Source organism: Microbacterium sp. MAH-37, from assembly GCF_009758255.1.
GTDB lineage: Bacteria > Actinomycetota > Actinomycetes > Actinomycetales > Microbacteriaceae > Microbacterium.
In genome coordinates this window covers 338,433-364,275 of the sequence record NZ_WSEN01000007.1, presented here as the reverse complement: position 1 = coordinate 364,275, position 25,843 = coordinate 338,433, and the positions used below count along the sequence as shown (strand labels likewise).

General features: G+C 69.6%; 25 protein-coding genes, 1 tRNA gene and 1 other RNA gene. 13 read left to right on the top strand and 14 right to left on the bottom strand.

Going from position 1 to position 25,843, the window contains the following annotated elements; all coding sequences use genetic code 11:
• Positions 1-13 precede the first annotated feature (13 nt).
• Complete coding sequence (locus tag GON06_RS09815; RefSeq protein ID WP_157312100.1) at positions 14-493, top strand: ATP-dependent zinc protease family protein; 480 nt, start codon at positions 14-16, stop codon at positions 491-493.
• An 8-nt stretch (positions 494-501) separates the two neighbouring features.
• Here the strand turns inward: GON06_RS09815 and GON06_RS09810 are convergent, their stop codons facing one another.
• A complete protein-coding gene (locus GON06_RS09810; RefSeq protein WP_157312235.1) occupies positions 502-888 on the bottom strand; it encodes an RDD family protein in 387 nt (128 codons plus the stop codon).
• 163 nt (positions 889-1,051) lie between these two features.
• Here GON06_RS09810 and glnA (GON06_RS09805) point away from each other — a divergent pair, with 163 nt between their 5' ends.
• The gene (gene glnA, locus GON06_RS09805; RefSeq protein WP_157312099.1) at positions 1,052-2,476 is read left to right on the top strand and encodes a type I glutamate--ammonia ligase; all 1,425 of its coding nucleotides are present in this window, start codon (positions 1,052-1,054) and stop codon (positions 2,474-2,476) included.
• Between the two features lie 76 nt (positions 2,477-2,552).
• The gene (locus tag GON06_RS09800; RefSeq protein ID WP_157312098.1) at positions 2,553-3,350 is read left to right on the top strand and encodes an LLM class F420-dependent oxidoreductase; all 798 of its coding nucleotides are present in this window, start codon (positions 2,553-2,555) and stop codon (positions 3,348-3,350) included.
• A gap of 11 nt (positions 3,351-3,361) precedes the next feature.
• On the opposite strand, the gene GON06_RS09795 is transcribed toward GON06_RS09800, so the two are convergent.
• The 6 genes from GON06_RS09795 to GON06_RS09770 are packed head-to-tail and all read right to left on the bottom strand — an operon-like array spanning position 3,362 to position 9,302.
• Positions 3,362-3,769: a DUF1579 domain-containing protein gene (locus GON06_RS09795; protein ID WP_157312097.1), complete on the bottom strand. Its 408-nt coding sequence runs from the start codon at positions 3,767-3,769 to the stop codon at positions 3,362-3,364.
• Entirely contained in the window at positions 3,766-4,197 is a 432-nt protein-coding gene (locus GON06_RS09790) for a cupin domain-containing protein (RefSeq protein WP_157312096.1), read from the bottom strand. Before GON06_RS09790 ends, GON06_RS09795 begins: the two co-directional genes overlap by 4 nt.
• The gene (locus GON06_RS09785) at positions 4,194-4,775 is read right to left on the bottom strand and encodes a pyridoxine/pyridoxamine 5'-phosphate oxidase (protein WP_157312095.1); all 582 of its coding nucleotides are present in this window, start codon (positions 4,773-4,775) and stop codon (positions 4,194-4,196) included. The genes GON06_RS09790 and GON06_RS09785 overlap by 4 nt, the downstream gene beginning before the upstream one ends.
• A 13-nt stretch (positions 4,776-4,788) precedes the next feature.
• A complete protein-coding gene (locus GON06_RS09780) occupies positions 4,789-7,764 on the bottom strand; it encodes a bifunctional [glutamine synthetase] adenylyltransferase/[glutamine synthetase]-adenylyl-L-tyrosine phosphorylase (RefSeq protein ID WP_157312094.1) in 2,976 nt (991 codons plus the stop codon).
• 3 nt (positions 7,765-7,767) lie between these two features.
• The gene (gene glnA, locus GON06_RS09775) at positions 7,768-9,105 is read right to left on the bottom strand and encodes a type I glutamate--ammonia ligase (protein WP_157312093.1); all 1,338 of its coding nucleotides are present in this window, start codon (positions 9,103-9,105) and stop codon (positions 7,768-7,770) included.
• A gap of 5 nt (positions 9,106-9,110) precedes the next feature.
• Positions 9,111-9,302, bottom strand: a complete 192-nt coding sequence (locus GON06_RS09770; protein ID WP_157312092.1) for an SPOR domain-containing protein — start codon at positions 9,300-9,302, stop codon at positions 9,111-9,113.
• A 68-nt stretch (positions 9,303-9,370) separates the two neighbouring features.
• Here GON06_RS09770 and ppgK point away from each other — a divergent pair, with 68 nt between their 5' ends.
• Positions 9,371-10,129, top strand: coding sequence for a polyphosphate--glucose phosphotransferase (gene ppgK, locus GON06_RS09765; protein WP_157312091.1), 759 nt, complete (start codon positions 9,371-9,373; stop codon positions 10,127-10,129).
• 57 nt (positions 10,130-10,186) lie between these two features.
• Here ppgK and rnpB read toward each other — a convergent pair.
• Both rnpB and GON06_RS09755 read right to left on the bottom strand, forming a co-directional pair.
• Positions 10,187-10,542: RNase P RNA component class A (gene rnpB / locus GON06_RS09760), an RNA gene on the bottom strand.
• A 14-nt stretch (positions 10,543-10,556) separates the two neighbouring features.
• A complete protein-coding gene (locus GON06_RS09755; RefSeq protein WP_332837361.1) occupies positions 10,557-12,272 on the bottom strand; it encodes a bifunctional 3'-5' exonuclease/DNA polymerase in 1,716 nt (571 codons plus the stop codon).
• A 92-nt stretch (positions 12,273-12,364) separates the two neighbouring features.
• Here GON06_RS09755 and GON06_RS09750 point away from each other — a divergent pair, with 92 nt between their 5' ends.
• Positions 12,365-13,204, top strand: coding sequence for an aldo/keto reductase (locus tag GON06_RS09750; RefSeq protein ID WP_157312090.1), 840 nt, complete (start codon positions 12,365-12,367; stop codon positions 13,202-13,204).
• 159 nt (positions 13,205-13,363) lie between these two features.
• On the opposite strand, the gene GON06_RS09745 is transcribed toward GON06_RS09750, so the two are convergent.
• The 3 genes from GON06_RS09745 to GON06_RS09735 form a co-directional block, all read right to left on the bottom strand.
• On the bottom strand, positions 13,364-14,098 hold the full coding sequence (locus tag GON06_RS09745; RefSeq protein WP_332837360.1) for a zinc ribbon domain-containing protein: 735 nt from the start codon (positions 14,096-14,098) through the stop codon (positions 13,364-13,366).
• A gap of 14 nt (positions 14,099-14,112) precedes the next feature.
• The gene (locus tag GON06_RS09740; RefSeq protein ID WP_157312088.1) at positions 14,113-14,514 is read right to left on the bottom strand and encodes a YchJ family protein; all 402 of its coding nucleotides are present in this window, start codon (positions 14,512-14,514) and stop codon (positions 14,113-14,115) included.
• A 21-nt stretch (positions 14,515-14,535) separates the two neighbouring features.
• Positions 14,536-14,608 (bottom strand) — tRNA-Val (locus GON06_RS09735).
• 66 nt (positions 14,609-14,674) lie between these two features.
• Here GON06_RS09735 and GON06_RS09730 point away from each other — a divergent pair.
• From GON06_RS09730 to GON06_RS09700, 7 genes are all read left to right on the top strand, one after another.
• Positions 14,675-15,184, top strand: a complete 510-nt coding sequence (locus GON06_RS09730; RefSeq protein WP_157312087.1) for a hypothetical protein — start codon at positions 14,675-14,677, stop codon at positions 15,182-15,184.
• Between the two features lie 149 nt (positions 15,185-15,333).
• A complete protein-coding gene (gene aceE / locus GON06_RS09725; RefSeq protein ID WP_332837359.1) occupies positions 15,334-18,060 on the top strand; it encodes a pyruvate dehydrogenase (acetyl-transferring), homodimeric type in 2,727 nt (908 codons plus the stop codon).
• A gap of 7 nt (positions 18,061-18,067) precedes the next feature.
• A complete protein-coding gene (locus GON06_RS09720; protein WP_332837358.1) occupies positions 18,068-19,285 on the top strand; it encodes a PucR family transcriptional regulator in 1,218 nt (405 codons plus the stop codon).
• Between the two features lie 85 nt (positions 19,286-19,370).
• Positions 19,371-20,291: an ACP S-malonyltransferase gene (locus tag GON06_RS09715; protein WP_332837357.1), complete on the top strand. Its 921-nt coding sequence runs from the start codon at positions 19,371-19,373 to the stop codon at positions 20,289-20,291.
• Positions 20,288-21,289 carry a beta-ketoacyl-ACP synthase III gene (locus GON06_RS09710; protein ID WP_157312086.1) on the top strand — a complete coding sequence of 334 codons (1,002 nt, stop codon included), beginning with the start codon at positions 20,288-20,290 and terminating at the stop codon, positions 21,287-21,289. Before GON06_RS09715 ends, GON06_RS09710 begins: the two co-directional genes overlap by 4 nt.
• An 83-nt stretch (positions 21,290-21,372) precedes the next feature.
• Positions 21,373-21,621, top strand: a complete 249-nt coding sequence (locus GON06_RS09705; protein ID WP_157312085.1) for an acyl carrier protein — start codon at positions 21,373-21,375, stop codon at positions 21,619-21,621.
• A 79-nt stretch (positions 21,622-21,700) separates the two neighbouring features.
• A complete protein-coding gene (locus GON06_RS09700) occupies positions 21,701-22,942 on the top strand; it encodes a beta-ketoacyl-[acyl-carrier-protein] synthase family protein (RefSeq protein ID WP_157312084.1) in 1,242 nt (413 codons plus the stop codon).
• A 58-nt stretch (positions 22,943-23,000) separates the two neighbouring features.
• Here the strand turns inward: GON06_RS09700 and yczE are convergent, their stop codons facing one another.
• On the bottom strand, positions 23,001-23,657 hold the full coding sequence (gene yczE / locus GON06_RS09695) for a membrane protein YczE (protein WP_157312083.1): 657 nt from the start codon (positions 23,655-23,657) through the stop codon (positions 23,001-23,003).
• 95 nt (positions 23,658-23,752) lie between these two features.
• Between yczE and yczR the strand changes: the two genes are divergently transcribed.
• Complete coding sequence (yczR, locus tag GON06_RS09690) at positions 23,753-25,156, top strand: MocR-like transcription factor YczR (protein WP_157312082.1); 1,404 nt, start codon at positions 23,753-23,755, stop codon at positions 25,154-25,156.
• Positions 25,157-25,326: 170 nt separating this feature from the next.
• Here the strand turns inward: yczR and GON06_RS09685 are convergent, their stop codons facing one another.
• Positions 25,327-25,830, bottom strand: coding sequence for a DUF3145 domain-containing protein (locus tag GON06_RS09685; protein ID WP_157312081.1), 504 nt, complete (start codon positions 25,828-25,830; stop codon positions 25,327-25,329).
• Positions 25,831-25,843 lie beyond the last annotated feature (13 nt).

The window sequence follows — 25,843 nt, the reverse complement described above, 5'->3', positions numbered from 1 at the left end:
CCAGGATGTAGGGATGGGTCGGTCTTCTCATTCAAACACGCTCACGGGGTGGCGTGAGTGGGTCGGGCTGCCCGATCTCGGCGTGGAGTGGATCAAGGCGAAGATCGACACCGGCGCCCGGACCTCTTCGCTGCACGCCTTCGACATCGAGGAGTTCCAGCGCGAGGGCGCGGACTGGGTGCGCTTCCGTGTGAACCCCTGGCAGGACACCGCCGAGGACGCGGTGCTCGCCGAGTACCCCGTACACGACCGCCGCGAGGTGCGCAGCTCGTCCGGTCACTCCGAGGCACGCCTGGTCGTGAAGCTGCGTGTGCGGCTCGTGGACCGCGAAGTCACCGCGGAGGTCACGCTGACCAACCGCGACGAGATGGGCTTCCGGATGCTCATCGGCCGTGAGGCGCTGCGTCGCGGGTACATCGTGGACCCTGCGCGGTCATTCCTCGGCGGCAGGGCGCCGAAAGAGGCGCGCCGACGCAACCGCGGCAGGGACTGAGCGCGGAGTCAGGCGCGGATGAGGACCAGACCCGATGCCTTGTCGTGCAGGCCGCGCTGATCCGCATCCCAGATCACCGCGGGGATCACGACGACGAGCAGCAGCGTGCGGACGATCGGGCGCCAGAGACCGGCCCACCCGCCACCCAGCCTGATCACGCGCAAACCCAGGATGCGGTGCCCAGGGCTGCCGCCGGCGGTGGGGATGAACAGGATCTGCAGCACGGCGAACACCATCATCGGCGCGAACTGACGCCACCCGGCCTCGGCGGGCAGATCGAACTGGTCGTAGCCCAGGAACCCGATCGCGATGATCGTCGCCGCCGCGTAATCGATCAGCAGTGCGCCGATCCTGCGGCCGACGCGGGCGATGCTCCCCGGCCCCGTCTGCGGCATTCCGAGTCGCTCTCCGGGGTACGTGTTCACAGCATCCGTCACGGTTCCAGTTTAGGCGTCGCCTGTAACATGCTCGAAACACGGCAGACACGGCGGGGAAACCGCCTCTCCGTAATCTGCCTCGTGGGCCAAGCCCCCCGAATCCCTTCCACAGGAGTGCTACATGTTCAGTGAACCGTCCGAGCTGCTCGCGTATATCAAGGAGAACGACGTCAAGTTCCTTGACATCCGCTTCACCGACCTGCCCGGTGTGCAGCAGCACTTCAACATCCCGGCGGCCACGGTCGACGAGGACTTCTTCCGGGACGGACAGCTCTTCGACGGCTCCTCGATCCGCGGCTTCGCGTCGATCCACGAGTCCGACATGCAGCTCATCCCCGATGTGACGACGGCGTACATCGACCCGTTCCGCGAGGCGAGCACGATCGTCATGGTGTTCGACATCTACAACCCGCGCACCGGTGAGATCTACAGCAAGGACCCGCGTCAGGTCGCGAAGAAGGCCGAGAAGTACCTCGCCTCCACCGGCATCGCGGACACCGCGTACTTCGCTCCCGAAGCCGAGTTCTACATCTTCGATGACGTGCGCTACTCGGTCACCTCGGGCGAGAGCTTCTACAAGGTCGACTCCGAAGAGGCCGCGTGGAACTCCGGTCGCGAGGAGGAGGGCGGCAACCTCGGCAACAAGACCCCCTTCAAGGGCGGCTACTTCCCCGTCGCACCGGTCGACAAGACCGCGGACCTGCGCGACGACATCACCCTGCGCCTGATCGATGCCGGCTTCCACCTGGAGCGCTCGCACCACGAGGTGGGCACCGCCGGCCAGCAGGAGATCAACTACCGCTTCGACACCATGGTGCACGCGGCCGACGACATCCTGAAGTTCAAGTACATCGTCAAGAACACCGCCGAGGAATGGGGCAAGACGGTCACGTTCATGCCGAAGCCGCTGTTCGGCGACAACGGCTCTGGCATGCACACGCACCAGTCGCTGTGGCTCGACGGCAAGCCGCTGTTCTTCGACGAGAACGGCTACGGCCAGCTCAGCGACACCGCGCGCTGGTACATCGGCGGCCTGCTCAAGCACGCGCACGCCGTGCTCGCCTTCACGAACCCGACCCTGAACAGCTACCACCGCCTGGTGAAGCACTTCGAGGCGCCGGTGAACCTGGCGTACTCCGCCGGCAACCGCTCCGCCGCCATCCGCATCCCGCTGACCGGTTCGAACCCGAAGGCCAAGCGCATCGAGTTCCGCGTCCCGGATGCCTCGGGCAACCCGTACCTCGCGTTCGCCGCGCAGCTGATGGCCGGCCTTGATGGCATCCGCAACCGCATCGAGCCGATGGAGCCGATCGACAAGGACCTCTACGAGCTGCCGCCGGAGGAGGCCAAGAACATCCCGCAGGTGCCCAACTCGCTGCTGGACTCGCTCGAGGCGCTCCGCGAGGACCACGACTTCCTCCTCGAGGGGGGCGTGTTCACCCAGGAGCTCATCGACACCTGGATCGAGTACAAGTACGAGAAGGAGATCCTGCCGATGGCACAGCGTCCCCACCCCTACGAGTTCGAGCTGTACTACGGCGTGTGATCAACGCCTGACTCGCGAATGCCCTGCTTCCCGTTCGGAGGCGGGGCATTCGCCTATCCTCGTCCTGGAGGAACACATGACCGCTGTACATCGCCCTGTGCGCATCGGCGTGCAGATCCAGCCCCAGCACGCGCCGTACGAGAAGTTCCGAGACACAGCCGCCGCCCTCGAGGATCTCGGCGTCGACGTGCTGTTCAACTGGGACCACTTCTTCCCTCTTCGCGGCGAACCCCACGGCATGCACTTCGAGTCGTGGACGATGCTCGCCGCTCTCGCTGAGCAGACCACCCGCGTCGAGATCGGCGCCCTGGTGAACTGCAACAGCTATCGGAACGCGAACCTGCAGGCGGACATGGCCCGCACGATCGATCACATCAGCGCGAAGGGTGGTCAGGGGCGCTTCATCTTCGGCACCGGGTCGGGATGGTTCGAGCGCGACTACGACGAGTACGGCTACGACTTCGGCACTGCGGGCAGCCGTCTCGATGCGCTGGCCCGCGACCTCCCCGTGATCGAGAACCGGTGGGCGAAGCTCAACCCGCCACCGACCCGGCACATCCCCGTGCTCATCGGCGGCGGAGGTGAGAGGAAGACGCTGCGGATCGTCGCCGGGCATGCAGACATCTGGCATTCGTTCAGCGACGCGGCCACGCTGGAGCGGAAGCTCGCGATTCTGGCCGACCACGGCCGCGCGGTCGGCAGGGACACAGCGGAGATCGAGATCTCCACCGAGATCGGGAACCGCAGCCTCCACGAGGTCGAGCAGCAGTACGCCCTCGGCGCGACCCTCTTCACGGTCGGCATCTCCGGCCCTGACTACGACCTCGCGCGCGTGACGGACTGGCTCGCCTGGCGCGACGACAAGAACCGCTGAGCGCCGTCGGGCTACCCCCGGCGGTAGACCCCCGACACGAGAGGCTGCAGCTCTCCGTCGCCGGACGCCGCGGCGAGGCGCATCGTCAGGACCTCACCGTCGGATGCCAGGACCATGACGTTCCTGCCCCGTTCCGAGCGCCGTTCGAGGACGAGCTCCCCGTCGCTCCAGGTGGCCGTACCGGGCGCCGACGGAACGAAGCCGTAGGAGTCGAACCACCACCAGCCGTCGCCGAGGACGACGCCGTGGCCTGTCATCGCACCGTCCGCGCGGGTCTCGGCGTAGTCGACGATCAGCGCGCCGCCTGGGCCCTCTGCGAGCACGAGCTCGGCCTCGGCACGCCCCGCCGGTGTCCATGCGGTCGCGAACACCTCCTCCTCGCCCGTCCAGCGGCCGTGGAGAGTCTCCAGCGCGGTCACCACGGCATCGGCCGTTCCGGAGCGCGCGTGCCGTCATTCGGCAGGTGGGGCAGCTCCTCGCCTGCGGCACGGATGCAGAGCCAGCGCAGCTCCCCCGGGCTGTCGGGCAGCGCGCGCCATGTGCGCCAAACGCCCTGACCGACCCGCACGACCGAGCCGGGTCCGACATCGACCACGTCGTCGTCGAGCCCCATCTGGCCTCGCCCCTCAAGGAACACGTAGAGCTCCTCGACACGGCTGTGCGAATGCCAGTACCCGGCCTCCTCCCCCGGCACCAGCGCGTTGGCCGTCATGCCGATGTACTGCATGGTCAGCTCGTGGTCGATGACCCGTCGCCCGTCACGCGACCGGCTCTCGTCGAACCCGCCGAAGTGCCCGCGCCAGTCGTCCAGGCCTCCGATCTGCGTGACCTCGTAACCCTCGCTCATCCTGCATCCTCTCTCTGCGCACCGTTCACCACGGCGTGCGACCAGCCGTCGCCGCGCCTCTCGTACATCAGACGCAGGTGCCGGCGATCCGCCGCGCCCTGCCAGAACTCGATCTGCTCGGGCACCACACGCCAGAGCGCCCAGTCACCCTCGGCGACGCCCTCCCGCGCCGCGGCGGAGCGTGCCGCCAGATCGGCGGCGGACTCCTCCGTCGAAGCCTGCACGACCGGCCCCCGCACGCGCACCGCGCGCACCTGGCCCGGCCACCAGAAGCTCAGCGCGGCCGCCGGATGCATGGCCAGCTGACGCCCCTTGACCGAGGACAGCGTGCTCCCGAACGCCCAGCCCACCCGGTCCACGTCCTTGAGGATCAGCGTGCGGGCATCCGGCCGCCCCTCCGCGTCGACCGTCGACAGCGTCATCGCGTGCGGCTCGGCGATGTCCGCCGCCAATGCCTCGTCTAACCACGCGACGAACAGCTCGGTGGGATCGTCGGGCGCGGAGAGCGGATCGAACGGCGGCGCAGATCCGGTGAGCGCGGGCACAGCACGCAGCAGGTCACGGATGGAGCTCGTCATACGATCCTCTCGGTCAGCCGTAGAAGTTCTTCTCGAAGACCCGGCGTGCGCGGCGCGTGACGCCCAGGTACTCCTCGTCGAGCTGCGTCGCGGATCGGTCCGGATAGCCGAGCAGGCGGGCGACCGCATCGAGCTCCCGGCGGTCAGCCGGCAGCACGTCGGTCGCCTTTCCGGTGTACAGGGTGATCGCCGAGCGCAGCCTGCTGGACAGCAGCCACGCCGCACGCAGGCGACTGACGCCGGACGCCGGGAGCAGCCCGGCATCCTCCGCGGCGGAGAGCGCGCCCAACGTCGACGTCGTCCGCAGCCCGGGGACACGAGCGGCGTGCTGCAGCTGCAGCAGCTGCGCCATCCACTCCACGTCGCTGAGCGTGCCGGGGCCGAGCTTCAGATGCCTGCGGGGGTCAGCGCCCTGCGGGAGCCGCTCCCCCTCGACCCTGGCCTTGATCCGCTTGATCTCGCGAACCTCCTGCAGCCCGATCGACTCGGGATAGCGGATGCCGTCGGCGAGCTCGGTGAAGCGGGCGATGAGCTTCGCGCTGCCTGCGATGCCCCGTGCGCGCAGCAGCGCCTGGGCCTCCCAGGACAGCGACCAGCGACGGTAGTACTCCGCATAGGCGTCGAAGGAGCGCACCAGCGGTCCGTTGCGCCCCTCCGGCCGGAGGTCGGCGTCGAGTTCGAGCGGCAGCCGGTGATCCGTGAGGTGCTCCCGCAGGCCGGCGACGATCCGCGCGGACAGCTGCTGAGCGGTGTGCGGGTCGACGCCGTTCGCGTCGTAGACGAACAGCACATCCGCATCGGATCCGAACCCCAGCTCCGCGCCGCCGAAGCGTCCCATCCCGATCACCGAGAAGTCCAGCGCGTCGTGCTCCGGCGGAACGACCTCGCGCCGCACGGCGCGAAGCGCAGCCTGGATCGCCGCCTCGGTGATGTCGGTGAGCGCCTGCGCGACCTCCTCGATCGTGAGCACGTCCAGCACCGCGCCCATCGCGGTGCGCAGCAGCTCCCTGCGGCGCAGCGCACGGACGGCCTTCGCCGCATCTGCCACCGTCACGTGCCGGGTCTGGATGGCCCTCGCCTCGTCGTCGAGAGCCTTCGCCGAGCGCGGGCGCAGCTGCCCCTCGCTGTCCAGCCAGGCGACGGATTCGGGGATCCACTCCATCAGCTCGCCGATGTACTTCGAGCCGGACAGCACGCGGGTGAGCCTCTCGGCCGCACCGGCGGAATCGCGCAGCATGCGCAGGAACCACGGGGTGTCGCCGAGCCGCTCGCTGATGCGGCGGAACGCGATCAGCCCGTAGTCGGGATCGCTGCCGTCGGCGAACCAGCGCACCATGATCGGCATCAGCGATCGCTGCACCACCGCCTTGCGGCTCAGCCCGCCGGTGAGCGCGCCGATGTGCCGCAGCGCTCCGGCCGGATCGCGGAAGCCGATGGCCGCCAGACGGTCGTGGGCCTGCGCCGCCGAGAGGGTGCGCTCCTCCTCGGGGAGCGCAGCCACGGCGCTGAGCAGCGGCCGATAGAACAGCCGCACGTGGAGCTCGCGCACTTCGCGCCGGATGGCCTCCCAGCGCTGCCACACGCCCTCACCGGTGTCGGCGAGCCCGGTGGCACGGGCCAGCACCCGCAGCCCGGCGTCCGTTCGCGGCATGAGATGCGTGCGCCGCAGGTCGCGCAGCTGCAGACGATGCTCCAGCAGACGCAGCATCCGGTAATCCGCGCCGAACACCCCGGCCTCGGAACGGCCGATGTACCCGCGATCGCGGAGCGCGTCCAGCGCCTCGAGCGTGCCGCGCACCCGCAGCGACTCGTCTGCGAGGCCGTGCACCAACTGCAGCAGCTGCACGGTGAACTCGATGTCGCGGAGGCCGCCCTCGCCGAGTTTCAGCTGATAGGCGGCGTCCGCCGGGTCGATGTGCGCGGTGACGCGCTCGCGCATCTGCTGCACGCTGTCGACGAAGTCGTCGCGCGCGGCACTCGACCAGATCAGCGGCTGCACGGCGGCGAGATACGCCTCGCCCAGCACCGGATCTCCGGCGAGCGGCCTGGCCTTCAGCAGCGCCTGGAACTCCCAGCTCTTCGCCCAGCGCTCGTAGTACGCCAGGTGCGAGGAGAGCGAGCGCACCAGCGCGCCCTGCTTGCCCTCCGGGCGCAGCGCGGCATCGACCTCCCAGAGCGGGGGCTCCACCTCCATGCCCGAGAGGACCGTCATGACATCGCGGGCGAGGCGGGTGGCGTGATCGAGCGCGCGCGACTCGGCGAGCACCTCGTCGTCGGCGGTGCCTGCCACGAAGATGACGTCCACGTCGCTGATGTAGTTCAGTTCGCGCGCTCCGGCCTTACCCATGCCGATGATCGCGAGGCGCGTGGCCTGCACCTCGGCGAGCGGGACGCTCTCGGCCAGGCGGGCTCTGGCGACGGCGAGTGCGCCCTCCAGCGCCGCCCCTGCGGCATCCGCCAGCGCCGCGCAGACCTCGTCGATGAGCCCGACCGGATCGGCGGACATCACGTCGACGAGCGCGATCTCGCTCAGCGCACGGCGATACGCCACGCGCAGAGCGATCACGGCATCGGGCCCCCCGTCGGACGCGACGCCGTCGCGGGCACCCACGGCGTGCAGCATCCGCTCCCGCAGCGCGTGGGAGTCCGGAACGGCTGTCGCCTCGTCTCGCAGCACCGTGAGATGCTCCGGATGCCGCAGCAGGAACTCCGCGACGCCGGAGGACGCGCCCAGCAGCCGCCAGGCGCGCGATCGCGCATCGGGATCACTCAGAAGCGGGGCGAGATCGCCCGGCGCGCGCCGGGCGATCCGCAGCAGTCCCTCCAGCGCTCCGTCCGGGTCGGCGGCGATCGCCCCCTGGAGGAGCGCTGCCCGCGAGGATCCGGTCAGCTCCGCGAGCTCCTCCAGCGCCGCCGAGGCCGTGCTCAGCTCGGCGAAGCCGAGCCGGGCGAGCGCCGACAGCGAGACGGACTCGTCCTGGCGGGCCATGGATCAGAGCAGCTCGAGGTTGCTCTTGAGCTCGAACGGCGTGACCTGACCGCGGTACGCCTCCCACTCCTTGCGCTTGTTCAGCAGCACGTAGTTGAACACCTGCTCGCCGAGTGTCTCGGCCACCAGCTCGGAATCCTCCATGAACTCCAGTGCGTGGTCGAGGCTGGCCGGCAGCGGCTCGTAGCCCAGCGCCCGGCGCTCGGCGTCGCTGAGCGTCCAGACGTTGTCCTCGGCCTCGGGAGGCAGGTCGTACTCCTCCTCGATGCCCTTCAGGCCGGCTGCGAGGATCAGCGCATACGCCAGATACGGGTTGGTCGCCGAGTCCAGGCCGCGGTACTCGACCCGCGAGGACTGGCCCTTGTTCGGCTTGTACATCGGCACGCGGACGAGGGCGGACCTGTTCTGGTGCCCCCAGGTGACGAAGCTCGGCGCCTCGCCGCCGCTCCACAGCCGCTTGTACGAGTTGACGAACTGGTTCGTCACCGCGGCGATCTCGTTGGCATGCCGCAGCAGGCCGGCGATGAAGTGCCGGCCGGTGCGGGAGAGCTGGTACTGCGCGCCTTCCTCGTAGAACGCGTTCACGTCGCCCTCGAACAGGGACATGTGCGTGTGCATGCCGCTGCCGGGGTGGTCGCTGAGCGGCTTGGGCATGAACGTCGCGTACACGCCCTGCTCGATCGCGACCTCCTTCACGACGGTCCGGAACGTCATGATGTTGTCCGCGGTGGTGAGTGCGTCGGCGTAACGGAGGTCGATCTCGTTCTGACCGGGGCCGCCCTCGTGGTGGCTGTACTCCACCGAGATGCCGAGATCCTCCAGCATCCGCACCGCGCGTCGGCGGAAGTCGTGCGCCGTGCCGCCGGGAACGTTGTCGAAGTAGCCTGCGGAATCCGCCGGGATCGGCCCCTCCGGGCCGATCTGCGAGGACTTCAGCAGGTAGAACTCGATCTCAGGATGCGTGTAGAACGTGAACCCGGCATCCGCCGCCTTCGCGAGCGTGCGCCGGAGCACATGCCGCGGATCGGAGACCGCGGGCTGCCCGTCGGGCGTCGTGAGATCGCAGAACATACGAGCGGTGGGATCGATCTCGCCGCGCCAGGGCAGGATCTGGAAGGTCGTCGGGTCGGGCTGCGCGAGCAGATCGGACTCGAACGAGCGGGTCAGGCCCTCGATCGCAGAGCCGTCGAAGCCGATGCCCTCGGCGAACGCGCCCTCGACCTCTGCCGGCGCGATCGCGACCGACTTCAGCGTGCCGATGACGTCGGTGAACCACAGGCGCACGAACTTTACGCCGCGCTCCTCGATGGTCCGCAGCACGAAATCACGCTGTTTGTCCATGTGTGTCAGTCCCAGCCGTTCTCGGCCGCTTCCTCCTCGGCCCACTTGTTCGAGCGCTCCACCATGACCTCAGGGGCGCGCTCGGCCTCAGCCTTGGTGTCGAACGGGCCGACCCGGTCGTACGACGACGAGATCATGCCGTACTCCACCTGCTTGGTGGTGAGGTTGTACCAGTACTTGTCATCCCCTTCGGGCATGGCTCCGTCCCTTCGTAGCTGTTGTCACGATCCTAACGTCGCGTCGTGCTCTCGCTAGGCTAATGCCCATGGCACAAGCGATCGGCGTCGACATCGGCGGCACAGGCATCAAGGCGGGAATCGTCAACCTCTCCCACGGCACACTCGACTCCGATCGTATTCGGGTCCCCACTCCGAAGGGCGCCTCCCCCGCGGACGTGCTGGACGCCGTCAAGCAGGTGCTCGACACCCTCGGCGTCGCCGACTCTGACCTGCCCCTCGGCGTCGCGTTCCCGGCGATCGTCAAGCACGGCAAGACACTGTCCGCCGCGAACATCTCGAAGGACTGGATCGGCTTCGAGGCCGAGAAGTTCTTCGAGGACGGCCTCGGCCGCGAGATCCACTTCGTCAACGACGCGGACGCCGCCGGCGTGGCCGAGGTGCGCCACGGCGCCGCGCGCGACGCTCAGGGCCTCACCATCCTCGCCACCCTCGGCACCGGCATCGGCTCGGCGTTCCTCTACGACGGCGTGCTCCTGCCGAACACCGAGCTCGGTCACCTGCTGTACGGCGGCACCTCGGTCGAGACCGACTCGATCGAGAAGTGGACCGCCTACTCCGCCATGGAGCGCGAGAGCCTCTCCTGGGAGGAATGGTCCGCGCGGCTGCAGATCTTCTTCAGCCACGTCGAGTTCCTGTTCAGCCCCGACCTGTTCGTGGTCGGCGGCGGCGTCTCGAAGCACCCGGAGAAGTTCATCCCGCTGCTCGAGCTGAACACCCCGATCGTCCCGGCGATCCACCGCAACTCGTCCGGCATCATCGGCGCGGCCTCGCTCGCCGCTGACTGAACCCCCTCGTGAGAAGCCCCGGAATCCGATCGGATTCCGGGGCTTCGTCGTATGAGGTGAACGGGCCGGCCTGTACGCCGGGTTCTGTCCGGGGGCTTGCGCCCCGTGGACGGTCATCTCTCTCGGCGACACGTTGCCGTGCCGCTCCAGCGGCCTACCCGAGGACTCGGCGAGCCGCGTCAACATCCTCTGTCTGGCCTTGCTCCGGGCGAGGTTTACCTGGCGGGCCGTGTCACCACGGCCCCCGGTGGTCTCTTACACCACCCTTTCACCCTTACCTCTTTCGAGGCGGTCTGCTCTCTGTGGCACTGTCTCGCGGATTGCTCCGGGTGGGTGTTACCCACCGCCCTGCCCTGTGGAGCCCGGACGTTCCTCGGTGCGGTCACCCGCAACGCGACCGTCCAGCCGACCCGTTCACCTTTCGATTCTAGGCGTCTTTGCCCGCGTCCTCCGCGATGCGCAGATCGAGCGGGATGTCGATGTCGAAGCCGGGGAACAGTCGTGCGGTGGCCGCGTCCGCTGCTGCGCGGACGATCTCGGCCGCGGCATCCGCCTGCTCCGCAGGAGTGTGCACGATCACCTCGTCGTGCAGGAAGAACGCGAGGTGCGCGCCGCGCTGGAAGACCGGGCCGGATGCCGGCGCCGGCGAGCCGGCGGGCGGCAGGGCGGACAGCCGGTGCCGGATCTCTGCCAGCCACAGCAGGGACCACTCCGCGGCAGTGCCCTGCACGACGAAGTTGCGGGTGAAGCGTCCACGGTCGCGCGCCCGGCTGCGCGCTCGGCGCTCCTCGGCCCCGCCCGCGCCCGGGTCGCTGGCTCGGGACTGCGTGGCGCGCCATTCGCCGGACGGCGGCGGCGAGCTGCGGCCGAGCAGCGTCGACACGACGCCGCCCTCTTCGCCGATGCGCGCGGCGCGGTCGACCAGGGCCATCGCGGTGGGGAACACCTTGCGCAGCCGTGGCACCAGGCGCCCGCTCTCGCCCGTCGTCGCCCCGTACATCGCGCCGAGCACGGCGTACTTCGCCTCGGACCTGGTCGCCACCGCGCCGGAGCGCACGACCCCCTCGTAGAGGTCGGCGCCGCGGGCCGCCATGGCCATCGCCCGGTCCTGCGACATCGCGGCGAGCACCCGGGGCTCCAGCTGCGCGACATCCGCGAGCACGAACCGCCACCCGGCATCCGCACGGACGGCGGGACGCAGGCTGCGCGGGATCTGCAGCGCTCCCCCGCCGCTGGACGCCCAGCGGCCAGTGACGACCCCGCCGGTGAGGTATATCGGCCGGAACCGTCCCTCGTGCACCCACTCGCGCAGCCAGGCCCAGCCGTTCGCCGTGTGCAGTCGCGCGAGCTTCTTGTACGCCAGCAGCGGCGCCACGGCAGGATGCTCCTGCTCGGCGAGCTCCCACCGCGACGTGGACTCCACGAGGATGCCGGCGCGGTGCAGCGACCGCAGCAGACGCGGCGGGCTGTCTATGGGCACGTCGCGCTCACCGAGCTGCTCTCCGACCTCGACGGCCAGGCGTGCCATCTTCAGCGGACGGGCGCCGGTGAGCGGCCGGGGCCCGAGGGCGTTCTCGAGGATCCGCTCGTGCACGGCGACGTCCCACGGCAGACCCGCGGCCGTCATCTCCTCGGCGATCAGCGCCCCGGTCGACTCCGCCCTGCAGAGCAGTTCGAGCCGGGCATCCGGGGCGCGGCGGAGAGCGGCGCGCTGGCGAGCCCATTCGGCGAGCAGCTCGTCGATCCCGTCGTCCTGATCGGTCCCGGCGTCCACCTCGAACAGCGCCTGCGGCCGAGGCTCGGCCGCGTCTGTGCGTGTCCAGCGAGCGGATGCAGGCACCGGCTGCGCCAGCGCGGCCGTGTCGCGCAGGATGGCGTGGCACAGCAGCAGATCGTGCGCGCGGCGCAGCCGGATGCCGGCCCCCAGCAACGGTGGATAGATCTCGCGCAGCGTACGCACGATCCAGAGCGGTGTGCCCCGTTCTATGCGCGCCACGACGGCGTTCAGCTCGTCGAATGCGCAGCTCTCGCGGGAGAACTCGGCTCCCTCCTCGTCGCAGTGCACGAGCATCCAGGAACCGCCGGCGTCGCGTCCGAGCACCACGGCCGCAGCACGCCGATCCGTCGCTTCCGTTCGGTTCACGTCTCGACGTTACGCCAGACCGGCGACACCGCTGCACCAGCGTCTAGCGTGGAGGACAAGCGCCAGGTCGACCACTGACAGAGGGAGCCACCATGACCGACTCTTCCGCCTTCACCGCGCACAACGGATTCGCCCTGCCCGCTCAGGGGCTCGGCACGTACAACCTGCGCGGAGAGTCCGGTGCCGACTCCGTGCGCCAGGGCATCGAGCTCGGCTACCGGCTGATCGACACGGCGTTCAACTACGAGAACGAGGGCGCCGTCGGGTGGGGCGTGGCAGGTGCCGCAGTCGATCCTGCCGAGCTCGTCATCACGACCAAGCTGGCCGGGCGGCATCACGCCGCCGATCGGGCGCGCACCGCGTTGGAGGAGAGCAGGTTCCGTCTCGGCGTCGATCAGATCGACCTCGTGCTCATCCACTGGCCGAACCCGAGCGTCGATCTGTACGTGGAGGCCTGGCAGGCCCTCATCGACGCCAGGGAACGAGGACTCGTCCGGCAGATCGGCGTCTCGAACTTCCTGCCGGAGCATCTCGAGCGGATCGAGCAGGCGACCGGGGTGCGCCCCGTGGTCAATCAGATCGAGCTGCACCCGCACTTCCCGCAGCAGGAGGCACTCGCCTACCACCGCGAGCACGGCATCCTCACCGAGGCATGGAGCCCGATCGGCCGGGCCCGCGACGTCCTCGACGAGCAGGCGATCGTCGACATCGCTGCCGCGCACGGAGCCACGCCCGTGCAGACCGTGCTCGCCTGGCATCGCTCACGCGGCGTGGTGTCGATCCCGAAGGCGGCCCACCCGGCGCACCAGAGTCAGAACCTCGCAGCCAACGACGTCGTGCTGAGCCCGGAGGAGGTCGAGCGGATCACCGCACTCGGACGCCCGGACGGGCGGCTGTTCGACGCCGACCCGCGCACGCACGAGGAGCAGTGACGGTCCTCTGCCGCGGAGTGAGTTCCCGAGACTTGAGCGAGTTCCGCGTGAGATCCCGAGTTCTGCACGAGTCCGACATCGCGCGCATGGGTCTCGCACGGAACTCGGGGTCTCGCCGCGACGGCAGACGTCCGTCGCGGCCGGCGGCCGGACCGGCGCTCAGAGGCCTGACTCGTCGGTGCGCACCAGGATCGCGCCGCACTCGGGGCAGGACACCACGGCGTCCTCCGGCTCGCGACGGATGGCGGTGAGGTCCGTGCCAGACAGCACCATCCGGCATCCCTCGCAGGTGCGCGCACGCAGCAGCGCGGCGGCCGGAGCCGTGCGCACGGCGCGGCGGTCGTAGTCCGCCAGCAGATCGGCGGGGATGCCCGCTGCGACAGCAGCCCGGTCCCGGGCGAGCTGCTCTCCTTCGGCCTCGGCAGCGGCCATATCCGCCTTGGCCTGGCGCGTGAGCTCGCCACCCTCCGCGCTGGTCGCGTCGATCAGAGCCTGCTGCGCCGCGACTGCGGCATCCGCCTCCTCGACAGCGCTCATGCGCTCCAGCTGGACGTCCTCGAGCGCACTGAGACGCTGGCCGAGGCTGGCGATCTCCTGCTCGAGGGCGACAGCGTCCTTGGGGCTGGTGACGGTCGTCAGCCTCGCCGCGTCGCGATCACGACGCTGCTCCGCGAGCGCGACATCCGACTCGACCCGGGAGAGCTCCGTCTGCGCATCGTCCCGCACACCGGCGAGTGCGGTCAGCTCGCGCAGCTGCTCCTGCCGCTGCGCGGCGAGCTCGGAGATGCGGGCGCCCTGGGAAGGGTTCTTCGCGGCCTTCGCGGCCCGCGCGATCCGCAGGTCGAGATCGGCGATGTCGAGCAGGGCGCGCTGGCTTTCGGGATTCGCGTTCACGAAGTCCAATGTACTCAGTGTCGGTCCACGTCGCCGTCGACGTAGAACCATTCACCGCTCTCGCGGACGAATCGGCTGCGCTCACGGAGCTCGCCCCTGCCGGACGCGTCGCGGTACGCGGCGGCGAACGACACCGTCCCCTCACTGTCGAACGGTCCGCCGGCCGTCGTCGCTCCGATCTCCAGCCACAGCCAGCGGGTCGCGTCATCGAGGTCGACGTCCTCCGGACGCGTGGACGGATGCCAGGAGCGCAGCAGGTACGCGTCGTCCCCGATCGCGAACGCGGTGAACCGCGAGCGCATCAGCCGCTCCGCGGTGGGCGCCGGCGCCCCAGCGATGATCGGGCCGCAGCATCCGCCGTAGGTGTTGCCGCTCGAGCACGGGCAACGGGCCTCTGCGGTCACCTGCTGCGCCATGCATCCGCCCCTCGCGATCGGTGGGCCCTGCCGGGATCGAACCGACGACATCCACGGTGTAAACGTGGCGCTCTACCAGCTGAGCTAAAGGCCCTTCACGATGATTCTAATGATCTCCTGCCGGAGGTCAGTGACGACCAGCCGGAGGATCCTCGCCCCCATGCGCATCCGCATCGCCATCACCGTCGCTGCCAGCCTGCTGGTGTTCGTCGCCATCTTCGTCGTCTTCATCCTCAAGCGCGCGGATGCCGCGATGCTGGCGGCCTTGGAAGCCGCGGGTGCCGTCGTCGCCGGGCTGTGCGCCGCTGCTGCCGCGGTCGGCGCTGCCATCGCCGCGCTCGAAAGCCGCGCCGCCGCTCAGCAGGCCCGGCTCGCGGCCCGTCGTGCGGTTCAGCCACGGCTGCTGCCGAGCCGAGACGGGAGCGCCGGCACCATTCGCGTCACCGGCGCTGCAGCCACCGAGGTGATGACCGTCTGGCAGATCGACGGAGAGCCGACCGTGGTCGCCAGCGAACCGCGCGTCGACCCGGGCGGAGAGTTCGCCGTCGCCCTGCCCGACGGCAGGTTCGCCTCGCTGTGGGTGAGCTACCGGGATGCATCCGGCGCCTTTGAATGGCAGGACACGTGGGATGAGCACCTGCGGCGACTCGAGTCGCGAGCCGTCGACTGAGGAGCGGGCGCACGGTCCAGCGGACGACGCGATCCTCGTGCGAACAGGGATAGGCTGAGCACAGTGCGCGTTGTGTGAAGCCGACAAGGTTCACCGATGCGGCATCCCGTTCCCTTGGCATGATCTGCCATCACGACGAAAGGTCGACCGTGACCGTTCACGATCAGGATCCGTACTCGCAGGGCCCGCTCGACAGCGACCCGGAGGAGACCGGCGAGTGGCAGCAGTCGCTCGATGAACTCGTCGAGGCGAAGGGCCACGGCCGCGGGCGAGAGATCATGCTCAGCCTGCTGAAGCGCTCCAAGGATCTGCACCTGGGCGTGCCGATGGTTCCCACCACCGACTACATCAACACCATCGCCCCCGAGAACGAGCCCGCCTTCCCCGGCGACGAGGAGCTCGAGCGCCGCTACCGGCACTGGATCCGGTGGAACGCCGCGATCACCGTGCACCGCGCACAGCGCCCCGGCATCGGGGTCGGCGGCCACATCTCCACCTACGCGTCCGCAGCGTCGCTGTACGAGGTCGGTCACAACCACTTCTTCCGCGGTCGCGACCACGCCAACGGCGGCGACCAGATTTTCTACCAGGGCCACGCCTCCCCCGGCATGTACGCCCGCGCGTTCCTCGAGGGCCGCCTCACCGAGACGCAGATGGACGCCTTCCGCCAGGAGAAGTCCGGCGCCCCGAACGGCCTGCCGTCGTACCCGCACCCGCGGATGATGCCGGAGTTCTGGCAGTTCCCGACGGTGTCGATGGGCATCGGCCCGATCAACGCGATCTACCAGGCGATGACGAACAAGTACCTCGCCAACCGCGGCATCAAGGACGTCTCCGACTCGCACGTCTGGGCCTTCCTGGGCGACGGCGAGATGGACGAGGTCGAGTCCCGCGGCCAGCTCCAGGTCGCGGCGAACGAGGGTCTCGACAACCTGACCTTCGTGATCAACTGCAACCTGCAGCGCCTGGACGGCCCCGTCCGCGGAAACGGCAAGATCATCCAGGAGCTGGAGAGCTTCTTCCGCGGTGCCGGCTGGAACGTCATCAAGGTGGTCTGGGGCCGTGAGTGGGACGACCTGCTCGCCCGCGACACCGAGGGCGCACTGCTGAACCTCATGAACGTCACGCCCGACGGCGACTACCAGACCTACAAGGCCGAGAACGGCGCCTACGTCCGGGAGAACTTCTTCGGCCGGGACGAGCGCGCGCTCTCGCTGGTCAAGGACCTCACCGACGACCAGATCTGGCAGCTGCGCCGAGGCGGCCACGACTACCGCAAGGTCTACGCGGCGTACAAGGCGGCCATGGAGCACAAGGGCCAGCCCACCGTGATCCTCGCGAAGACGGTCAAGGGCTACGGCCTCGGCCCGCACTTCGAGGGCCGTAACGCGACCCACCAGATGAAGAAGATGACGCTGGACGACCTCAAGCTGTTCCGCGACACCATGCACATCCCGATCACGGACGCACAGCTCGAGGCCGACCCGTACCGTCCGCCGTACTTCCACCCCGGACAGAACGACGAGACGATCCAGTACATGCTGGAGCGCCGTCGTGACCTCGGCGGTTTCCTGCCCGAGCGCCGCAGCACCCACGTGGGCCTGCAGCTGCCCGACGACAAGGCTTACTCGCTGCCGAAGAAGGGCTCGGGCAACCAGGAGGTCGCCACGACCATGGCCTTCGTGCGCATGGTCAAGGACCTCATGCGCGTGAAGGGCTTCGGCGAGCGGATCGTCCCGGTCATCCCGGACGAGGCGCGCACCTTCGGCATGGACGCCTACTTCCCCACGGCGAAGATCTACAACCCGAACGGCCAGAACTACACCTCGGTCGACCGGGAGCTGCTCCTCGCCTACAAGGAGAGCCCGCAGGGCCAGCTGATGCACGTCGGCATCAACGAGGCAGGCGCGACCGCCGCGTTCACCGCGACGGGAACCTCATACGCGACCCACGGTGAGCCGCTGATCCCGATCTACATCTTCTACTCGATGTTCGGCTACCAGCGCACCGGCGACGCCTTCTGGGCCGCCGGCGACCAGATGGCGCGCGGCTTCGTGATCGGCGCCACCGCCGGTCGCACCACGCTGACCGGTGAAGGCACGCAGCACGCGGACGGTCACTCGCCGTTGCTCGCGTCGACCAACCCCGCGACGCTCGTCTACGACCCCGCGTTCGGCTACGAGGTCGCACACATCGTGCAGGCCGGTGTCGAGCAGATGTACGGCGGCACGCACCCCGACCCGGACGTCATGTACTACATCACCGTGTACAACGAGCCGATGCGCCAGCCGGCCGAGCCGGAGGACGTGGATGTCGAGGGCATCCTCAAGGGCCTGCACCGCATCTCCGTCGGCACCGGCGAGGGCCACCGCGCCCAGCTGCTCGCCTCCGGCGTCGGCGTGCCGTGGGCGCTCGAGGCGCAGGAGCTGCTGCGCGAGGACTGGGGCGTCACGGCAGATGTCTGGTCGGTGACGTCGTGGAACGAGTTGCGCCGCGACGGCCTCGCCGCCGACGAGCACAACTTCCTGCACCCCGACCAGGAGCCGCGCACCGCGTACCTGACGGAGAAGCTGCAGGGCGCCGAGGGCCCGGTCATCGCGACCAGCGACTTCATGCACGCCGTGCAGGACCAGATCCGCCAGTGGGTCCCCGGTTCCTACTACACGCTCGGCGCCGACGGTTTCGGTTTCGCCGACACCCGTGCCGCAGCGCGCCGGTTCTTCAAGATCGACGGCCCCTCCATGGTCGTCCGCACCCTCCAGGCCCTGGCCGACGAGGGCAAGGTCGAGCGCTCGATCGTCGCTCAGGCCATCGCGAAGTACGACCTGTACAACGTGAACGCGGGCACCAGCGGGAACGCGGGCGGCGAGAGCTGAGCACCGAGTGACAGCGACTCCTGCGCCGGCCGTCGACAAGGCTGCGACGCTCGCCTGGCTGCGCCGGATCTCCGGCGACCTGGCCACGGCGACGATCAAGCGCCTCGAGGAGACGCTGCCCTGGTACGCCGACATGCCACCGGCCCGACGGTCCTCCGTCGGGCTGGTGGCCCAGGCCGGCATCACCTCGTTCATCCAGTGGTACGAGGATCCGACGTCCACAGCCTGGATCGGCGCGGACTTCTTCGCCGCCGCTCCCCGCGAGCTGCTGCGCAGCGTCAGCCTGCAGCAGACACTGCAGCTGATCCGCGCCACGGTGGACGTCACCGAGGAGCGCGTCGCGGGCAAGGACGAGAGCGTCCGCGAGGCGATCCTGCTCTACTCCCGCGACGTCGCCTTCGCGGCCGCGGACGTGTACGCGCGCGCCGCGGAGTCGCGCGGACTGTGGGATGCCCGACTCGAGGCGCTCGTCGTCGACTCGATCCTCACCGGCGAGGCCGACGAGGAGCTCCCCAGCCGCATCGCGGCTCTGGGCTGGCACGGCCACGGCGAGGTCAGCGTCATCGTCGGCACGACGCCGGCGCAGTTCGACGTGGACACCGTGCGCCGCACCGCCCGCAAGCTCGCCGTCGACGTCCTGATCGGCGTACAGGGGTCGCGACTGGTGCTCGTGGTCGGACGCGCCCGTCTGCCCGGACGCGAGGAACCGACCGACGAGCTGCCCTTCGAGGAGATCGCCGGTCGCCTCGAGCCTTCCTTCGGCCCGGGCTACGTCGTGCTCGGACCGCCCGTCGCTGCCCTGGTGGATGCCGGCCAGAGCGCCAGAGCGGCTCTCGCCGGCTTCGCCGTCGCGCGCGCCTGGCGCGGCGCGCCCCGTCCTGTCGAGGCCGATGATCTGCTGCCCGAGCGCGCCCTCGCCGGTGACGCCCTGGCGAAGCAGACCCTCATCGAGCGGATCTACCGCCCTCTTCAGTCGCACTCCCCCGATCTCGTGACCACGCTGTGGAGCTATCTCGACAACGGACGATCGCTCGAGGCGACCGCTCGTGAGCTGTTCGTGCACCCCAACACGGTGCGCTACCGGCTGAAGCGGGTCAGCGAGGTGATCGGATGGGATGCCACCGGTCCGCGCGAGGCACTGATCCTGCAGACCGCGCTCATCCTCGGCTCCATCGGCACCGCCGAGCAAGTCCGCCGTCGCCCACTCGGACGTCGCCCACGCTGACAGCTGTGCGCCACGCACAAACGAAACGCGGATTGTTGTGAGAGATCATCCACCGTCTCCGCGTGATCGTTGACAGAATGGGTGAGTGATCGTCGTCGCCTGCCCTGGACAGGGCTCTCAGACCCCCGGCTTCCTCTCTCCCTGGCTCGAGCTCGACGGTGTCGCCGAGCAGCTCGCGGCGTTCTCGGATGCCGCGGAGGTCGATCTGATCAAGCACGGCACCGAGTCGGATGCCGACACCATCCGCGACACCCGCATCGCGCAGCCGCTCATCGTCGCTGCCTCCATGGTCGCCGGCAAGCAGCTCGTGGAGCGATCCGGACGACGCCCCGACGGCCTCGCCGGACATTCGGTCGGTGAGCTCGCCGCCATCGCGGCTGCGGGAGTCGTCTCCGGCATCGACGCGATGCGGCTGGTCGGCATCCGCGGGCGTGCGATGGCGGATGCCGCGGCTCGCACTCCCACCGGCATGAGTGCCGTGCTCGGCGGTGACGCCGACGAGGTGCTCGCCCTGCTCGCCGAGCTCGACCTGACCCCGGCGAACTACAACGTCGCCGGTCAGATCGTCGCCGCCGGCTCGCTGGAGAACCTCGCCAGGCTCGCCGAGAACCCCGCGAAGGGCAGCCGCGTGCGTGCCCTCGAGGTCGCGGGGGCGTTCCACACCTCGTACATGGCACCCGCGGTCGAAGTCCTGCGCGCCGCCGTCGATGAGGTCACTCCGGGAGACCCCACCGTCACGCTCTGGTCCAATCGCGACGGTGCGGTCGTTACCGACGGCCGCGACGCACTGGACCGCATCGTCACCCAGGTCTCGTCCCCGGTGCGCTGGGACCTGTGCATGGAGTCGATGACCGACGCCGGCGTGACCGGCCTGATCGAGGTCGCCCCGGCGGGCGCTCTTGTCGGACTCGCCAAGCGCGGTCTGCGCGGCGTGCCGAACGTCGCCGTGAAGACCCCGGAAGACCTCGACGCGGCGGTTGCGCTGCTGAACGGAGAAGCAGCATGACCCGTACCCTCGCGCACACCACCGGTCCCGCGTACACGCGCATCTACTCCTACGGCGCCGCCCGTGGCGAGAACGCCGTGCCGAACGACGACCTGATCGGTCCGATCGACTCCAGCGACGAGTGGATCCGGCAGCGCACCGGCATCGTCACGCGCACGCGCGCCGTGCCGGAGACCGACGCGATCGATCTGTCCACCGCCGCGGCCACCGAGGCCATCGAGAAGTCAGGCGTCGCCCCCTCCGACATCGACCTCGTCATCGTCGCCACGATCAGCAACCCCAAGCAGTCCCCGTCGGTCTCCGCGATCGTCGCCGACCGCGTGGGTGCGAACCCCGCCGCGGCGTACGACATCAACGCCGCGTGCGCGGGCTACGCGTACGCGATCACCCAGGCCGACGCCCTGATCCGCAGCGGTGCCGCGCACTACGCGCTGGTGATCGGCGCGGAGAAGCTCTCCGACATCGTCGACCCGACCGACCGCAGCATCTCGTTCCTGCTCGGTGATGGCGCAGGTGCCGCCGTGGTGGGTCCCAGCGACACCCCGGCGATCTCGCCCGCCGTGTGGGGTTCTGACGGCAGCAACGCCGAGGCCGTGGGTATGAACCACACGCTCACCGAATTCCGTGACGGGGCGGCGCCCTGGCCGACGCTCCGTCAGGAGGGCCCGAAGGTGTTCCGCTGGGCCGTCTGGGAGATGGCCAAGGTCGCCCGCGAGGCACTGGACAAGGCCGGCATCGAGGCGTCCGACCTCGCGGCTTTCATCCCGCACCAGGCGAACATGCGCATCATCGACGAGTTCGCGAAGCAGCTGAAGCTGCCGGAGACCACGGTGATCGCCCGCGACATCGAGACCACCGGCAACACGTCCGCGGCATCCATCCCGCTCGCGACGCACCGCCTTCTGCAGGAGCACCCTGAGCTGTCCGGCGGTCTCGCGCTGCAGATCGGCTTCGGCGCCGGCCTGGTGTTCGCCGCCCAGGTCGTCGTGCTCCCCTGAGAACACCGCACATCCCGTAATTGCAACCGCTGTTCCCTAGACTGTTCCCCGGTTCCTAGACCATCCCAAGAAAGAGGAAAGAAATGGCTCTCACCAACGACGAGGTCCTCGCGGGCCTGGCTGAGCTCATCACCGACGAGACCGGCATCGACGCGTCCGAGGTCGCCCTGGAGAAGTCGTTCACCGACGACCTCGACATCGACTCGATCTCGATGATGACGATCGTCGTCAACGCCGAAGAGAAGTTCGGCGTGACCATCCCCGACGACGAGGTCAAGAACCTCAAGACCGTGGGCGACGCCGTCAGGTTCATCGTCGCCGGCGCGGAGTAATTCCCGTGGATGCCACGCCCGCACATCCGCGGGGCGTGGCATCCGCCGTCCCTGAACGATCCCCACGAAGGAACCATCCATGACCAAGCGCATCGTCGTGACCGGTATCGGCGCCACGTCCGCACTCGGAGGCACGGCGCCCGAGAACTGGGCGAACCTGCTCGCCGGCGTCCCCGGCGCGCACACTCTGCCCCACGAGTGGCTCGAGACGTACCAGATCCCCGTCAAGTTCGCCGCCGAGGCAACAGTCCGTCCCGAGGAGGTGCTGCCGCGGCACGAGGCCAAGCGCCTCGACCCGTCGACGCAGTTCGCGCTGATCGCGGCACGCGAGGCCTGGGAGGACGCCGGATCGCCCGAGATCGAGCCCGAACGTCTGGGCATCGACTGGGCAACCGGGATCGGCGGCGTCTGGACCCTTCTGGACGCCTGGGACACGCTGCGCGAGAAGGGCCCTCGTCGGGTGATGCCGCTCACGGTCCCGATGCTGATGCCGAACGCGGGAGCAGGCAACCTGTCGCTGCACTTCGGGGCGAAGGCCTTCGCCCGCACCGTGGTCAGCGCCTGCGCTTCCAGCACGGAGTCGCTCGTCAACGCCTACGAGCACCTGCAGGACGGCCTGGCCGACGTGGTCATCGCCGGTGGCGCCGAATCGGCGATCCACCCGATCACGATGGCCTCCTTCGCCTCCGCCCAGGCCCTCTCCCGCCGCAACGACGACCCCGAGGGCGCGTCCCGCCCTGGTGCCGTCGACCGTGACGGCTTCGTCATGGGTGAGGGCGGCGCCGCGCTCGTGCTCGAGACCGAGGAGCACGCCAAGGCCCGCGGCGCGAAGATCTACGCCGAGCTGGTGGGCGGCGGCGTCACCGCCGACTCGTACCACATCACGGGCAACGACCCGACGGGTGCAGGCGCTGCCCGCGCCGTCGAGGCGGCGCTCGCGCAGGCCGGCGCCACGCCCGGCGAGGTGACGCACATCAACGCGCACCTGACCTCGACCCCGGTCGGCGACCCGAACGAGTACGAGGCGCTCAAGCGCGTCTTCGGCGCCCGGATCGACGAGATCCCGGTGTCGGGCACGAAGGCTTCGACCGGCCACCTGCTGGGCGGCACCGGCGCACTCGAGGCGGTCTACACCGTGCTCGCGCTGCGCGACCGCGTTGCCCCGCCGACGATCAACATGACCGAGCAGGACCCGGCCGTGCCGTTCAAGCTCGCAGGTACGCCGCAGTCGCTCGGCGATGGCCCGCAGCTGGCCATCAGCAACTCGTTCGGCTTCGGCGGCCACAACGCGGTCGTCGCGTTCCGCAGCTACGACGGCTGACCAACGCATGCACGCCGAGACGCCCCCGGGGTAACCCCGGGGGCGTCTCGCGCATCCGTCACCGCCGCGCGAGCTGGCGAGTCCGCCTCTCCCGCATCCGGGTGAGGAGGGGCAGGAACCAGCCGATCAGCGGCCCCACACCGAACGCGAACAGAACGGTGCCGACGCCGACCGGACCGCCGAGCAGGAACCCGATCGCCAGGACGCTGCCCTCGATGAGGGTGCGGACCACCCACACCCGCCATCCGGTGCGCGCGACCAGCCCGGTCATGAGACCATCCCTCGGGCCCGGTCCGAAGTCCGCCGCGATGTAGAGGCCGGTGGCGAAGGCGAGCAGCACGAGTCCGAACAGGAACAGTGGCACCCCCACCCACGGCGAAGGCGCGGCAGGGACCAGCCACAGCGTCAGGTCCGCGCTCGGCCCGATCAGCAGTGCGTTGAGCACGGTGCCCAGTCCCAGCCGCTGGCGCAGCGGTATCCAGAGCAGCAGCACCACCACGGCGGTGAGGTTCGTCACCAGACCGTAGCCGAGCCCGGTGCTCCCGGCGATCCCCAGCGAGAGGACGTCCCAAGGGGCCACGCCGATGCCGCCGCGGATCATCAGGGCCAGCGCCACGCCGTAGAGGAAGAGCCCGACCACCAGCTGCAGCAGACGCTCCGCGAGGTCTCTGGGGCCGGCGGCGGAGATCGGCAGCAGGATCGATCGCAAGTTCATCCCCTCATGCTCGCGGACCGGCGCCCGGCGCAGAGCGGACCACCATGAGGAAAGTGGTCTGCCAGATCCAGGCCACTCTGCCGCAGAATGGACGTATGACCTCGCGCCTGGTGACCCTGCTCGGAGTGCAGAGCGCCGCCGGCGCATCGGCGGCGTCACTCGCGGATCAGATCCGGGCGCTCGTCCTCGACGGCAGGCTCACCGTCGGCGAGCGTCTACCGAGCGAGCGCGCACTGGCTCTCGAGTTGCGGCGCTCCCGCTCGACCATCACGCACGCCTACGACATCCTGGCCGAGGGTGGCTACGTGGATCGGGTGCACGGCGGCGGCACTCGGGTGACGCTGCCGCACCAGGGGCTCGCCCCCGCACCCACAGGCGACGGCGACGCCATCGACATGTCCGTCGCCTCGATGGGATCGACGCCCGGGCTCTACGACGCGACGGTCCGGGCACTGCCGCGCCTCGCCGCGCTGCGCGGAACCAGCGGCTACTCGCTGCAGGGGCTGCCGGACTTCCGGGACGCGGTCGCCCGGCGCCTCACGGAGCGCGGCGCACCGACATCCGCCGACGAGATCGTGATCACCGCGGGCGCCATGCAGGCGCTGAACCTCGTGCTGAGCGCGCTCGGACGGCGCGGCGAACGAGCACTGATCGAGCAGCCCACCTTCCCGCACGCGATCGAGGCGCTGCACCGGCACGGATACCGCATGCTGCCGACGCCGGTGGATCACGACGGATGGGATGCCGCGCACGTCACAGAGACTCTGCTGCGCGCCCGCCCGCACCTCGCCTATCTCATCCCGGACTTCCACAACCCCACCGGCGCAACTCTGCCGGACGACGCGCGCTCCGTGATCGCGGCGACCGCCCGAAGCGCCGGGACGCTCGTGATCGTCGACGAGACCACCGCCGAGCTCGACATCGATCGCGGGTGGGCACCCGTTCCGTTCGGCGCACTCGGTCCGCACGTCGTCACCATCGGGTCGCTCTCGAAGCTCGCCTGGGGCGGGCTACGACTCGGCTGGATCCGCGCGGACCGGGCGATGATCGGCCGGCTCCTGGCGACACGGGCGTCGTACGACCTCGGCACCGCGCTCCTCGAACAGTGCATCGCTGTCGAGCTGCTCGGCGACCTTGCCGAGCTCAGCGGCCAGGTTCGAGCGCGTCTCACGGCGGGACGCGACGCGGTCTCCTCTGGGCTCGCCGCAGTCGACGGCCCCGTGATGCCCGACCTGCATGGCGGCCTCTCCACCTGGATCGATCTTGGCGCCCCGATCTCGACCGAGCTGTCCCTCGCGGCGCGGGCGCACGGTCTCATCCTGCCGCCGGGTCCGCGATTCGCTACCGGTGGGGTGCTCGAGCGCCGGATGCGGATCCCGATCACCCACGACCCCGAGACCTCCGCGGAAGCGATGCGCCGGTTCGCGCTCGCCTGGCGGGACGTCCGCCGCGGCGATCTTCATCCCGCGGGGACGTATCCGCGCACCGCTGTCATCTGACGCCGGACGCGACGGAGCCCCCGCCTTCCCCGGCGGGGGCTCCTGTCCTCTGCGAGAGATTCGCCTTCCCGGTCTCCGGGGGTGTTCACCGGATCCCGCTACTCGCGCCTCTCTCGCAAGCCTTATCAACCGACTCTTCAGCGCGGCTAGCCGACTCTTCAGCGGAACGGCTAGCCGACTTTGTGCAGCCACACGACGTGCGAGTCGTCGCTGGCGTGCCGGAACGGTTCCAATTCCTCGTCCCAGGCGGCGCCGAGGGCCACGTCGAGCTCGCGCTGCAGCTCGACAATGCTTCCGGCGGCGATCTCCATCGCGTACCGGATGCGGTCCTCTCCGATGACGATGTTGCCCGCGGCATCCGTCTGCGCATAGTGGATGCCGAGATCGGGCGTGTGCAGCCAGCGTCCGCCGTCACTGCGCGGCGTCGGGTCTTCGGAGACCTCGAAGCGCAGGTGCTCCCACCCGCGGATGGCCGTCGCGAGTGCAGCACCGGTACCCACCGGGCCGTCCCAGTAGAACTCCGCGCGGCGCGTGCCCTGCTGCACCGGCTGGTCGCTCCAGTCGAAGTTGACGGCACGACCGAGAGCGCGTCCCACCGCCCATTCGAGGTGCGGGCAGAGCGCGCGAGGCGCGGAGTGGATGTAGACCACTCCCCGTGCGTATCCCGTCGCCATGATCTCTCCGTTT

Coding starts and splice junctions, on each gene's coding strand:
- GON06_RS09815 (WP_157312100.1), top strand. CDS start 14: ATGGGTCGGTCTTCTCATTCAAACACGCTCACGGGGTGGCGTGAGTGG.
- GON06_RS09810 (WP_157312235.1), bottom strand. CDS start 888: ATGCCGCAGACGGGGCCGGGGAGCATCGCCCGCGTCGGCCGCAGGATC.
- glnA (WP_157312099.1), top strand. CDS start 1,052: ATGTTCAGTGAACCGTCCGAGCTGCTCGCGTATATCAAGGAGAACGAC.
- GON06_RS09800 (WP_157312098.1), top strand. CDS start 2,553: ATGACCGCTGTACATCGCCCTGTGCGCATCGGCGTGCAGATCCAGCCC.
- GON06_RS09790 (WP_157312096.1), bottom strand. CDS start 4,197: ATGAGCGAGGGTTACGAGGTCACGCAGATCGGAGGCCTGGACGACTGG.
- GON06_RS09785 (WP_157312095.1), bottom strand. CDS start 4,775: ATGACGAGCTCCATCCGTGACCTGCTGCGTGCTGTGCCCGCGCTCACC.
- GON06_RS09780 (WP_157312094.1), bottom strand. CDS start 7,764: ATGGCCCGCCAGGACGAGTCCGTCTCGCTGTCGGCGCTCGCCCGGCTC.
- glnA (WP_157312093.1), bottom strand. CDS start 9,105: ATGGACAAACAGCGTGATTTCGTGCTGCGGACCATCGAGGAGCGCGGC.
- GON06_RS09770 (WP_157312092.1), bottom strand. CDS start 9,302: ATGCCCGAAGGGGATGACAAGTACTGGTACAACCTCACCACCAAGCAG.
- ppgK (WP_157312091.1), top strand. CDS start 9,371: ATGGCACAAGCGATCGGCGTCGACATCGGCGGCACAGGCATCAAGGCG.
- GON06_RS09750 (WP_157312090.1), top strand. CDS start 12,365: ATGACCGACTCTTCCGCCTTCACCGCGCACAACGGATTCGCCCTGCCC.
- GON06_RS09740 (WP_157312088.1), bottom strand. CDS start 14,514: ATGGCGCAGCAGGTGACCGCAGAGGCCCGTTGCCCGTGCTCGAGCGGC.
- GON06_RS09730 (WP_157312087.1), top strand. CDS start 14,675: ATGCGCATCCGCATCGCCATCACCGTCGCTGCCAGCCTGCTGGTGTTC.
- GON06_RS09710 (WP_157312086.1), top strand. CDS start 20,288: ATGACCCGTACCCTCGCGCACACCACCGGTCCCGCGTACACGCGCATC.
- GON06_RS09705 (WP_157312085.1), top strand. CDS start 21,373: ATGGCTCTCACCAACGACGAGGTCCTCGCGGGCCTGGCTGAGCTCATC.
- GON06_RS09700 (WP_157312084.1), top strand. CDS start 21,701: ATGACCAAGCGCATCGTCGTGACCGGTATCGGCGCCACGTCCGCACTC.
- yczE (WP_157312083.1), bottom strand. CDS start 23,657: ATGAACTTGCGATCGATCCTGCTGCCGATCTCCGCCGCCGGCCCCAGA.
- yczR (WP_157312082.1), top strand. CDS start 23,753: ATGACCTCGCGCCTGGTGACCCTGCTCGGAGTGCAGAGCGCCGCCGGC.
- GON06_RS09685 (WP_157312081.1), bottom strand. CDS start 25,830: ATGGCGACGGGATACGCACGGGGAGTGGTCTACATCCACTCCGCGCCT.